The sequence below is a fragment of the Streptomyces tremellae genome (assembly GCF_039540215.1).
In the GTDB taxonomy this organism is placed as follows: domain Bacteria; phylum Actinomycetota; class Actinomycetes; order Streptomycetales; family Streptomycetaceae; genus Streptomyces; species Streptomyces tremellae.
In genome coordinates, this window is record NZ_BAABEP010000033.1 from 24,746 (window position 1) to 36,562 (window position 11,817).

8 protein-coding genes and 1 pseudogene are annotated in these 11,817 nt (G+C 73.3%); 5 read left to right on the plus strand and 4 right to left on the minus strand.

The features are described 5' to 3' along the window. Window positions 1–271: 271 nt before the first annotated feature. Window positions 272–532, minus strand: coding sequence for a UBP-type zinc finger domain-containing protein (locus tag ABEA77_RS21465; RefSeq protein WP_345650024.1), 261 nt, complete (start codon window positions 530–532; stop codon window positions 272–274). 35 nt (window positions 533–567) lie between these two features. Between ABEA77_RS21465 and ABEA77_RS21470 the strand changes: the two genes are divergently transcribed. After that, window positions 568–2,169, plus strand: a complete 1,602-nt coding sequence (locus tag ABEA77_RS21470; RefSeq protein WP_345650026.1) for a Na+/H+ antiporter — start codon at window positions 568–570, stop codon at window positions 2,167–2,169. Between the two features lie 130 nt (window positions 2,170–2,299). Here the strand turns inward: ABEA77_RS21470 and ABEA77_RS21475 are convergent, their stop codons facing one another. Next, window positions 2,300–3,259, minus strand: coding sequence for a 1-aminocyclopropane-1-carboxylate deaminase/D-cysteine desulfhydrase (locus tag ABEA77_RS21475; RefSeq protein ID WP_345650028.1), 960 nt, complete (start codon window positions 3,257–3,259; stop codon window positions 2,300–2,302). Window positions 3,260–3,423: 164 nt separating this feature from the next. On the opposite strand from ABEA77_RS21475, the gene ABEA77_RS21480 reads away from it, so the two are divergent. The 3 genes from ABEA77_RS21480 to ABEA77_RS21490 all read left to right on the plus strand — a co-directional run bounded on the left by ABEA77_RS21480 (window position 3,424) and on the right by ABEA77_RS21490 (window position 6,706). Next, window positions 3,424–4,830: a family 2B encapsulin nanocompartment shell protein gene (locus ABEA77_RS21480; protein WP_345650031.1), complete on the plus strand. Its 1,407-nt coding sequence runs from the start codon at window positions 3,424–3,426 to the stop codon at window positions 4,828–4,830. A gap of 157 nt (window positions 4,831–4,987) precedes the next feature. Beyond that, complete coding sequence (locus ABEA77_RS21485; RefSeq protein WP_425588352.1) at window positions 4,988–6,028, plus strand: family 2 encapsulin nanocompartment cargo protein polyprenyl transferase; 1,041 nt, start codon at window positions 4,988–4,990, stop codon at window positions 6,026–6,028. A gap of 258 nt (window positions 6,029–6,286) precedes the next feature. Further along, window positions 6,287–6,706 (plus strand): DUF6304 family protein, encoded by a 420-nt coding sequence (locus tag ABEA77_RS21490; RefSeq protein ID WP_345650037.1) that lies wholly within the window; start codon window positions 6,287–6,289, stop codon window positions 6,704–6,706. A gap of 88 nt (window positions 6,707–6,794) precedes the next feature. Here ABEA77_RS21490 and ABEA77_RS21495 read toward each other — a convergent pair whose 3' ends face one another. After that, window positions 6,795–7,430 carry a hypothetical protein gene (locus tag ABEA77_RS21495; protein WP_345650039.1) on the minus strand — a complete coding sequence of 212 codons (636 nt, stop codon included), beginning with the start codon at window positions 7,428–7,430 and terminating at the stop codon, window positions 6,795–6,797. Window positions 7,431–7,823: 393 nt separating this feature from the next. Beyond that, entirely contained in the window at window positions 7,824–10,880 is a 3,057-nt protein-coding gene (locus ABEA77_RS21500) for an AfsR/SARP family transcriptional regulator (protein WP_345650042.1), read from the minus strand. Window positions 10,881–11,114: 234 nt separating this feature from the next. Here ABEA77_RS21500 and ABEA77_RS21505 point away from each other — a divergent pair. Then, window positions 11,115–11,817: pseudogene (locus ABEA77_RS21505) on the plus strand (hypothetical protein); the annotation flags it as partial.

Here is an 11,817-nt window from a genome sequence, read left to right on the forward strand (position 1 = left end):
CCCGGCACCGGGGGCGCCAGGGGCCGCGCGGTACGCGGTTCGTACGCGCCGGTCCGGACTGGCGACGCTACCGCGCTCCATAGTGCCCTGTCGCAGGGCCCCTGTCCGACCGCCGTCACTCATGGTAGGTCCATGAGCACGCAAAGTGGCCAGGGGGGTGCGGCACCCAAATCGGAACGTCCGGCGGATCGTTGACGTACCCATCCGGCGCCCCCGCGAACCCCGGGGACCGGCGGGCCGGCCCCGGCGGGGCGCACGCCGGCCGCGGGCGTCAGACGATCCTCCCGTCCGCATAGCACCACCGCCAGCTCTCACCCGGTTCGAACGACCGCATCACCGGATGCCCGGTGTCCTTGTAGTGCCGCGTCGCATGCCGGTGCGGCGAGGAGTCGCAGCACGCCACGAGGCCGCAGGACAGGCACTTCCGCAGCTGCACCGGGTGGCTGCCCGCCGCCAGGCACTCTTGGCAGGTGTCGCTCAGCGGCGCGGGCTCGGGGCGCGGCAGTTCCGCGACATGGGTGCACTCACTCATGATGGCCAGGTTACGACGGGTGTTGAGGAGCAGGGATGGACGTATTGCCGCTGGTCGCGCTGGTGGCGGGGAGCGCGGCGATCGCGGGCGCCGCGCGCAGGACATCGGTCCCCGCGCCGCTGCTGCTGGTGGCCGCGGGACTGATCGCCGCCTACGTGCCGGGGATCCCGGACTACACGCTCGACCCGCACGTGGTGCTGCCGCTGATACTGCCCCCGCTGCTGTACACCTCCGCCGTCGACGCCTCCTACCTCGACCTGCGCGCCAACGCCCGGCCCGTCGCGCTGCTCTCCGTCGGATACGTGCTGTTCGCGACGCTCGCCGTCGGCTACCTGGCGTACCTGCTCGTCCCCGACCTGCCGCTGACCGCGGCGCTCGTGCTCGGCGCGGTGGTGGCGCCGCCCGACGCGGTAGCGGCCACCGCCATCGCCCGCAGGCTCGGGCTGCCGCACCGGATCACGACCATCCTCCAGGGGGAATCCCTGGTCAACGACGCGACCGCGATCACCGCGTACAAGGTCGCCCTCGCCGCCGCGGTCGGGGAGGGCGCGAGCTGGGGCGCGGGTGTGCGCGAGTTCCTGCTCGCCGCGGTGGGCGGCGTCGTCGTCGGGCTCGTACTGATGGTGCCGCTGCACTGGCTGCGCACCCGGCTCGACAAGGCGCTGCTGCAGAACACGCTGTCGCTGCTCATCCCGTTCGTCGCGTACGCGCTGGCCGAGCAGTTCGGCGCGTCGGGTGTGCTCGCGGTGGTCGTCGTCGCGCTCTACCTCGGCCACCACAACACCCAGGTCGACTTCGCCACCCGGCTCCAGGAGCACGCGGTGTGGAAGATGGTCGCGTTCGTCCTGGAGTCTGCGGTCTTCGCCCTGATCGGGCTCCAGCTGCCGTTCGTCCTGCGCGGGCTCGGCGAGTACGGGGTCGGCGAGGCGCTGCTCTACGCGGTCGGGGTCTTCGTGGTGGTCGTGGTCGCCCGGTTCGTCTGGGTCTTCCCCTCGACGTTCGTGCCCCGGATGCTGTCGGAGCGCATCAGGAGCCGTGAGCCCGACACCAACTGGAAGGCGCCGCTGATCGTCGGCTGGGCGGGCATGCGCGGCGTGGTGTCGCTGGCGATCGCCTTCTCCATCCCGCTCGCCACCCACGACGGGACGCCGTTCCCCGGCCGCAACCTGGTGCTGTTCCTGACCTTCACCACCGTGATCGGCACGCTGGTCGTACAGGGCCTCACGCTGCCGTCGCTGATCCGGCTGCTGCGCCTGCCGCGGCGCGACCCGCGCGCCGAGACGCTCGCCGAGGCGCAGGCCCAGAACGAGGCGTCGAAGGCGGCGGAGCGCCGCCTCGACGAGCTGCTCGCCGACGAGCGCAACGCCCTGCCGGGGCCGCTCGCCGACCGGCTGCGCTCCGTACTCGAACGGCGCAGGAACTCCGTGTGGGAGCGGCTCGGCGGCGTCAACGAGGCGACGGGCGAGTCGGCGGACGCCACCTACACCCGGCTCTCCCGCGAGGTCATCGAGACCGAGCGCTCCGTCTTCGTCGACCTCCGCGACCGGCGCCGCATCGACGACGAGATGATGCGGACGCTGCTGCGCAGACTGGACCTGGAGGAGGCGGCGGCCTACCGCGAGGACGGGGAGGGCTGAGCCGCCGGCCCCGCGCGTGCCGGGGCCTGCCGGGGTGAGCCCCGGCGGGCCGCCCGCCGGGGTGAGCCCCGGCAGGCCGCAGGAGCCGGTTTAGGCCCGGCGGGTCGGCGCGGGGCATGTCCCGGCGGGCTCAGGCCGGTTCCGGCGGGCCCGTGATCACCGCGGCGACCCGCGTGCCGGGCGGGAACTCGCCGGCTGCCGCCATCGCCGCGAGGCCGTGCAGCAGCTTGGCGACGTAGACGCGCTCCACCGGCACCCCGTGGTCCCGCTCGAAGGTGTGGGCGAACTCGGCGAGCCCCGGGCCCGTACGGGCGAAACCGCCGCCGTGGAAGCGGTCGTCCACCCGCCAGTCGCCGCGCTCGTCGCCGAACGCCGCGCGCTGGAGCGCGCGCACCTCCCCGGTGAGGAAGCCGCCGCGCAGCACCGCGACGCCGAGCGCCCGCTGCCCGGCGCCGAGACCCGCCGCGAGCCCGGCCAGCGTGCCGCCCGTGCCGCAGGCGACCGCGACGACGTCGGCGGCGCCCAGCAGCTCCGCGCCGAGGGCCGCGCAGCCGCGCACCGCGGCCGCGTTGCTGCCGCCCTCGGGCACGACATACGCCGTGCCGCCCGCGCCGCCGGTCGCGGACAGCGCCCGCGCGACCAGCGCGGCCAGCACCTCGGGCTCGGACTTGCGCCGGTAGGTCGCGCGGTCCGCGAACCACAGCCGCATGCCGTCGGCCGCACACCGCGCGAGCGACGGGTTGAGCGGTCGCGCGCCCAGCTCGTCGCCGCGCACCACGCCCACCGTCGCGAGCCCGAGCAGCCGACCCGCCGCGGCGGTGGCGCGCAGGTGGTTGGAGTGCGCGCCACCGAACGTGACGAGGGTGTCCGCGCCCGCCTCCCGCGCGGCGGCGAGGTTCGGCGCCAGCTTGCGCCACTTGTTGCCGGGCATTTCGGGGTGGATCAGGTCGTCGCGCTTGAGCAGAAGACGTACGCCAGATGCGGCGAAGCGTCTGTCCTCCACCGGCTGGAGCGGCGAGGGCAGCCGCGCCCCGAGCGCATCGGCGAGCGGGTCGGGGGAGGGCGCTTCTTCCGGTGTCACACTCCGCATTGTCCGCCGTGGCCCGGCTCCGGGGCCGCCCGGCCGGGGCGCGGCCCGCCGCGGTTCCCGTACGGCGTCCCCTTCATGCCCACTCGTTTGTGTAGTGGTGCGGCCACGGTGCGCGCTGGAACGCTTTGCCCTGCAGGTCAGTACATGATCGAAGGGGAGTCTTCATGTCGGTTGCTGATGAGGTCCGCACGGAGCAGTCGGGGACCCAGCAGAGTCTCGGCACTGCCGCCGCGAGGAACTTGGCGACCACCACCAAGTCCGTTCCGCAGATGCAGGAGATCACCTCGCGGTGGCTGCTGCGGATGCTCCCGTGGGTGCAGGTGCAGGGCGGCACGTACCGGGTGAACCGCAGGCTGAGCTACTCGGTGGGGGACGGGCGGATCACCTTCGTCCAGACCGGCGACCGGGTCGCCGTCATCCCCGCGGAGCTCGGCGAACTGCCGTCCCTGCGCGGCTACGAGGACGAGGAGGCCCTCACCGAGCTGGCCAACCGCTGCGAGCAGCACGAGTTCGAACCCGGGCAGGCGCTGGTCACCAGGGGAGAGGCGGCCGACCGGGTCTTCCTGCTGGCGCACGGCCGCGTCGAGAAGACGGGCGAGGGGCCGTACGGCGAGGAGGCGGTCCTCGAAGTCCTCGGCGACGGCGCGCACTTCGGGGACAGCGCGCTCACCGACGGCGAGGCCGTCTGGGACTTCACCGCGCGCGCCGCGACGGCCTGCACGGCCCTCGTGCTCAGCCGCCGCGACGTCCTCAACCTCGCGGAGCGCGCTTACTCCCTCGCCGCGCACCTGCGTTCGCGGGTCGCGCTGCCGCATCAGCGGACCAACAAGTACGGCGAGGCCGAGATCGACCTGTCGGCCGGCCATGTCGGTGAGGCCGTCGTGCCGCACACCTTCGTGGACTACGAGGCGGCGCCGCGCGAGTACGAGCTGAGCGTGGCGCAGACCGTCCTCAAGGTCCACAGCAGGGTCGCCGACCTGTACAACCAGCCGATGAACCAGACCGAGCAGCAGCTGCGGCTCACCGTCGAGGCGCTGCGCGAGAGGCAGGAGCACGAGCTGGTCAACAACCGGGAGTTCGGGCTGCTGCACAACTGCGACTACGCGCAGCGGCTCCAGCCGCACGACGGCGTGCCGAGCCCCGACGACATGGACGAGCTGCTGTCACGGCGCCGCGGCTCGAAGATGTTCCTCGCCCACCCGAAGGCCATCGCCGCGTTCGGCCGCGAGTGCAACAGGCGCGGCCTGGTGCCCGAGAGCGTGGAGGTGGCGGGCCACCACGTGCCCGCCTGGCGCGGTGTGCCGATCTTCCCGTCCAACAAGATCCCCGTCTCGGACGCCAGGACGACGTCGATCATCTGCATGCGCACCGGCGAGCAGGAGCAGGGCGTCATCGGCCTCCAGCAGGCCGGCATCCCCGACGAGATCGAGCCGAGTCTGTCGGTGCGGTTCATGGGCATCGACGAGCAGGCGATCATCTCGTACCTCGTCACGGCCTACTACTCGGCGGCCGTGCTCGTCCCCGACGCCCTCGGCGTGCTGGAGAACGTCGAGGTCGGCCGCTGGCGGTGAGGTGAGCCGCCACCCGGCCGGGGCGGGTCCCGCCGCGGCCCCCTCCGGGGCCGCGGGGCCCGCCCCGGTACGGCAGTGCCCCGCTTTCCCCACTCCCTCCCCGCACCCCGCAGCAGACCTCAGGCCACACCGCACGCACAGGGAAGCGCACATGACCATGACCAGCCAGGACGCCCCGGTCGAAGGGCTCGGCGCCCCCGCGCTCCTGGAGGGCGCCCGCGCCGCCGTGGAGCCCGAACTCCGCGCCGCCGTCGAGACGTTGCCCCGCCCGATACGCCGTGTCGCGCGCTACCACCTCGGCTGGGCCGACGAGCACGGCGCGCCCGCGGCCACCGGTGGCGGCAAGGCCATCAGGCCCGCCCTCGTCCTCGCCGCCGCCCGCGCCCTCGGCGCAGACCCGCTCGGCGCGGTGTGCCCCGCCGTCGCGGTGGAACTCGTCCACAACTTCACGCTGCTGCACGACGACGTCATCGACGAGGACCCGACGCGCCGTCACCGGCCCACAGCATGGGCGGTGTTCGGCGTACCCGACGCCATCATCACCGGCGACGCGATGCTGTCGCTCGCCGTCCGGCTGCTGGCCGCCGACCCGCTTCCCACGGCCGGAGCCGCGGTGGCACGCCTGACGGAGTGTGTGATCGAGCTGTGCGCGGGCCAACAGGCGGACTGCGCCTTCGAGGACCGCCCGCCCGAGGCCGTCACCCTGGACGAGGTGCTCGCCATGGCGACCGCCAAGACCGGTGCGCTACTGGGCACTTCGTGCGCGCTGGGCGCCCTGTACGCGGGCGCGGGCGACGAGGCGGTCGCCGCGCTCGACGCCTTCGGCAGGGAAGCGGGCCTCGCCTTCCAGCTGATCGACGACCTGATCGGCATCTGGGGCGACCCCGGGCGCACGGGCAAGCCGGCCGGCGCCGACCTCGCCGCGCACAAGAAGTCCCTGCCGGTGGTGGCGGCCCTCGCCTCCGGCACCGAGGCGGCGGAGGAGCTCGCCGAGCTGTACCGGCATCCGATGGACGAGCGCGCCGTGCGCCGGGCCGCCGCCGCCGTCGAACGGGCCGGAGGCCGCGACTGGGCGCAGGCGGCAGCCGCGGAGCGGATGGCCGGTGCCATGGACGGACTCGCCCGCGCCGTACCGGACGTGGCGGCTGCGGACGACCTGCTCGCACTCGCCGAGTTCGTCACGCGCCGCACCCGCTGAGGAGGCGCCGCCCCGGCCCGGCCGCCCCGGCCGGCCGCCCCGGCCGGCCGCCCCGGCCCGGCCGAACGCGCCCCCGGTTCCCGGCCGCCGGCCGCGCCGCCCGGGGGAGTGTGTCCGCTCCTGAGTGTGTTGTCCGGTGTGCGGCGCGGGTCCCGGACGCCGGCGGTCGGGACGGTGGGCCGGACGGTGGTACCGCCCCCACCGCCGACAGGTGCCCCGACCGGCGGCGGAACGCCCCGTGCCGCTACAGTCCGCGGCATGACACTGGAGTCGAGTGACACATGGGCGGGTTGGTTCAGAGACCGCGACGGCACGGTGCCGATCACGTTCCTCGTCGGCGGCGGCCGGGTACGCACCGAGGTGCGTGGAACCGTCTACGAGGGTGACGACTTCGCGGTGCTCGAAGCCGCGGACGGCGGGGCCCCGCTGGCCTCGTGCGTCATGGAGTGGGACATGCCGGTGTCCCTCACCGCCGAGGGTGCGTCCCAACAGGCCACTCTCAGCTGCCTTCTGACGCTCAGTGACAAGGGGCCCGAGCTCTCGCTCACACTGCACTGGGCCGGCGCGGCCTACGCGTCGGGCATCGCGGGCGGCGGTTTCGAGGAGGCCCTCGGCCGCATACGGCGCCAACTGCCCGACGACACCGAGCTCGCGACCAGGCCGCTGGTAGGCGCCTGACGGTGCGTCATAGGGGAGTGGGGCCGCCGCCGTCCCACTCCCGCAGGACGGCGGTTACGGTCGGCCCGGCCGCGCACCTCCGCCGCGCTCAGGCGAGGCCCGCGGGCCCGTCGTCGTAGACCACGTACGCCTCCTCGACGTCCACCGCCCGCAGCCCGGCGGCGAGCAGCCCGTCGAGCAGGGCGTCGAGCCGGGCCCGCGCGCCCGGCCTGCCCACGCCACGCGCGCCCTGCACGAGCACCCGCTCCTGCACCCCGCGCGTGGGCACCGACCGCACGAGCCGGGACAGCCGCGCCGTGTGCCGCCCCGCGACAGCCGAGAGCCGCCGCGTGTCATAGGGGATCGGGAGCCGTACGGTCACCCGGTGCGCGAACCAGCACTCCCGGGCCTGAGCCGCCTCGGCGTCCGTCTGCGGCACACCGTCGTCCCAGGGGGCCGCCTCGATGCGGGTGCGCACCACCCGGAAACCGTCCGATGCGAGCCGCTCCGACCAGGCGCGAGCGGCGGCACACTGCCCCGCGAGATCGCCCGCGCCCTCCAGGACCAGAGTGGGCCGCCCCGGCGTGCGCCCGCGGTCGAGCACCCCGCCCTCGACGCAGAACCCCTGCTGCCGGGCCCACCCGGCCACGTCCCGCGCCCGCCCCACTCCGATGGTGAGTCTCAGCCGGAACTCTCCGACGACCTGCCCGCCGACCGGGCGGGCTGAGAAGGAACCGATGTCCATGGGGCAACGTACCAAGGTTTCGTCACACCCAGATGAACGCGAGAGGGCGGGCCCGCCATGGGCCCGCCCGGGAGGCGCGATCGCGTCATGCGGAGGTGCTGCTCGTGTGGTCCAAGGCGGGGGCGACCGACGGCATGCAGATGGACAGCGTTGATATCGTCATCATCGCGGCGACGATACATCCACACAATTTGGGCATGCCAGAGCACCTTTGCACCTGTCAATGAACTAGATACATATGGCGCGCGGTGCGCCTGTATCTTCGATCATGGTGCTTTCTAGTCCATCCGGAGGGCCCTCGCAAGTCCAGGCTTCCTGGTGACCAGGGGACTCCCGGGGTACGGGGCCCAGGGGTGGAGGTGGTGCGCGCGACCAAAGGGGCGCGCGCCCCCGTTACGCGCTCTCGCCGAGGGAATCCGTGTCGCCCTCGCGCGCCGCGCGGAGCTCCGCGAGGGACGCGCGTACGCGCGCGACGTCGTCCTCGGAACCGAGGGACTCCGCTATCGCCATGGCCTTGTCAAAATCGCGCGACGCGGCCTCCGCGTCGCCGAGCCGGCTCTCCGCGACGCCGCAGCCCCAGAGCGCCCTGCACTCTTCGAGCCTCGCGCCGATCGCCACCGAAATCGCCAATGACCTGCGATGACTTTCCAAGGCCTCGGTATGGCGACCCGCCTGCTGATGGACGAGCCCGATGTCGTGAAGCGTGATCGACGCGTTCCGCTTGTCGTCGAGCCGGAGGAAGGTCTTGAGGCCCTCGCCGTAGAGGGCGAGGCGCTCGCCGGCCTCCTCCCGGCCGGTCATCGCATCGGCGAGATTGACCCGCGCAATGGCGCGCTCCGCGTCATTTCCGCGCTTGAGCGCGTAATCGAGCCGACCTTCCAGGATTCGTCGCGCTGATGCGTGGTCACCGGTCTCCATATGGACATTGGCGAGATTGACAAGAGCGCGGTTCATCTCTTTCGCGTCACCGGTTTCCCGGAATCCTTCGAGTGCTTCTCCGAGTATCCGGTAAGACGCCTCATAATTGCCAAGGTAAAGATGGAAAATGCCGAGGTTGTTCAGGGCCCTGGAGATCTGCCACAGGTCGCCGTCCTCGCGGCGCAGTGCGAGCGTCTCCTCGGCCCAGCGCTTCGCCTCCGCGTGCCTGCCCCGGTTCCAGGCGAGGATCGAGAGGGTACGGAGACCCTCGGCGACGGTCTGGCGGGAGTGTGCGGCGCGGGCGGTCGCAAGGGCCCGCAGCCCCGAGGTGTGCGCCTCGTCGTAACGGCCCGCGCCGGTCTGCGCGTTGGCCAGGTCCACCAGGGCGGCACCCTCGGCGGCCCGGTCGCCGGTGCGGCGCCAGTGCTCGGCCGCCGCCTCGTGCAGAGTGCACGCCGTGGCGAAGAGGCTCTCCTCTTGAAAGAAGGGGGCGAGTGCGTGGCTGAGAAGTGCCGCAGTCTGCCCGTCGCCCGCGGACCGTGCCACGCGCTCCGCCTCGATGAGCGCCTCGTACTCGTCGTGCAGCCACCGGCGCGCGTGGTCCGCGTCGTTCCACGGCGGCGGCGAGGCGTCGCATTCCGGCCGCCGGTCGGACGCGAGGCGCCCCCGGTGCGGGTAGACCATCGATGCCGCGAGTTCACAGCTGCGCACGTAGAATCCCATCAACCGGGCCCGGGCCGCGTCGCGTTCCTCGATTTGATCTTCGTCCGTGGCGAGATCCTTCGCGTACTCCCTCAGAAGATCATGAAAAGCATACCGGTCGGCCTCCGGTTCGCGAATAATATGCGCGTAGAGAAGCTCTTCGAGAATGCGTTCCGTGCTGTCGAACGCACGCCCCGTGAGAGCGGCCGCCGCATGAGCTCCGAACGTGCCGCCCACATGGAGACTCAGCAAGCGGAATGCCCTGCGCTGGTCCCGGTCGAGCGCGTTGACCGACATCGCGAAGGTGGCGGTGATCTCCATCGAGCCGTTGCGGATCTCGCCGAGCCGGTGCTCGCGGTCGAGCTGGCCGATCAGATGGCCGGTGGTCCAGGAGGGGCGGGAGACGAAGCGGCCCGCGACGATCTCCAGGGCGAGCGGCAGCCGGGTGCAGATCTCGGTGATGCGGCGCACCTCCGGCAGGTTCCGGGTGCGCTCCTCGCCGGCGATCCTGCGGAACAGCGCGATCGCGCTGTCCATCGGCAGGTCGTCGAGGTCGAGCGAGCGGGCGCCCGGCAGGCCCGTCAGGCGGTGGCGGCTCGTGACGAGCACGGCGGACGGCGAGTCGCCGGGCAGCAGCGGCCGTACCTGTTTTGCGTCGGCGGCGTCGTCGAGGACGATCACCGCGGCGCGGTCGGCGAGCAGGGTGCGCCAGGCGCCGAGGAGACCCGGCAGGTCGGCCGGGAGATTCCCCGCGGGCACGCCGAAGTCGCGCAGCAGCGAGGTGAGCGCGGCCTCGGGCGTGAGCGGCGGCAGCCCCGGGCTGTAGCCGCGCAGGTCCACATGGACCTGGCCCGCCGGGTAGTGCGGCGCGAGGCGGCGGGCCGCTGCGCCGACGAGCGTGCTCTTGCCGACGCCTGGGCCGCCGGTGACGATCTGGACCGTGCCGCCGTCCGGTGGGCGCGCGCCGCGCTGCGCCCCGGCGAGCAGGCGCGCCATCTCCTGCTCCCGCCCGACCAGCGACGCCTGGGCGGGCAGCGTGCGCGGGGCCGTGCCGCGGCCGGCGGTGCCCGCGAGCAGTTCGCCCGCCGGGACCTGTTCGAGGACCAGGCGGTGCAGGCGGGCGAGCGACTCGCCCGGTCCCGTGCCGAGTTCCGCGCTCAGCCGGTGCCGTACGGCGTCGTACGTGCGCAGGGCGTCCGCCTGCCGGTGGCAGCCGTACTGGGCCACCATCAGGTATCCGGCCAGCGTCTCGTCGGTGGGGTGCTGGTCGGCGAGCGTCGTCAGGTCGGGGAGCAGCTGTGCGTAGCGGCCGAGGCGCAGCTCCGTGCCCAGCCGCGCCATGTCGGCGGCGAAACGCTTCGCCGCGAGGTTGCGCCGCACCACCGCGGCCCACAGGCCCGGCAGCCCGGCCAGCGGCTCGCCGCGCCACAGCCCGGCGGCCCTGTCCATCACGCCGAGCGCGCGCTCGGCCGCCCCCTCGTCCGCGAGCGCCCGCGCTTCCGCCGTGAGCCGCGAGAAGAAGTGCAGGTCGACGGCGTCGGGGTCGACGTCGAGGGTGTAGCTGTGCGCCTGGTGGACGAGGTGGGCCGTGTCCCCGCAGCGCGCGAGGCGCTTGCGCAGCCTGGCCACATACGCGTGGACGCTGGTGCGGGGCCTGCCCGGGGGCTCGTCGCCCCACAGCCGGTGGACCAGCCCCTCCAGCGGTACGGGCCGCCCCGCGTCGACCGCGAGCGCGGCGAGCGTGAGGCTCTCCCTGCCCGTGCCGACCGGTTCGCGTCGCCCTGCGCAGCGCAGCTCGACAGGACCCAGTATGAATATGCCAGAGGCCATCGTCGCCCCCATCGGCCGGCGTTCCTCGTCGGCGCACACCAAAGGATGGCATCACGGCCGGTGGTTCAAAAGACGGCAATATCGGTCGGTTGGAGATTCGCGGCCGATTATTTGAAATGATCAATCGATCAGGATGGCGAAAATATCAGTCTGTAGTTGTCATCCGGCGGGTAAGCCCGAGGTGACCGGCCCGGTCGGCGGCATCTGGACCGTTCGGACGGGAGGCGGTGGCGTGTGAATCGGATCTCGGCCGACGAGCTGGAATTCGCCCTGGGTGCGGCGGCGGCCCTCCCGCCGGAGTTCCGGCGTGAACTCGCCGCGCTCGTCGGGGAATACGCGCGCGACGCCGACGCGGGGCTGCTTGCGCTGGTGGAGCGCGCCGCACACCCCATCCATGTCACACCGGCGGGTTCCTTACGTGCTCTCGCCGACCGTCTCGCCCAACTGGCCGAAAGAGAGCCCGCGTTCGGTCGCGACATCGCCCGGTGGGCGCACGCGGTGGCGGCGAGCGCCCACCGGCGGACGGCCAACACGGTGGGCGGCGGCCCCGCGCCCACCACCGTGACGGGCCCCGTCGTGCAGGCCGGTGACATCGCGGGCGACCTGCACGTGCACACCGGGGCCCCGCACGGCGGCGGCCCGCCGCCCGTCGTGCCGCGCCAACTCCTGCCCGTACCCGCGTCCTTCACCGGGCGGTCACGGGAACTCGCCCTGCTCGACGGCTTCGCGGCGGCCGTCGGGGCGGACCCCCTGACGGGCTCAGGGACGGGCCGGGGGGCGACCCCCGGGGCGGTCCCGGATGCGGATCCGGGGCCGGACGCCCGGGCCGACACGGATGCGCACCCGGGGCCGGACGTCCGGGCCGACACGGGTACGGACCCGGGGCCGGACGCCCGGGCCGACACGGATGCGCACCCGGGGCCGGACGTCCGGGCCG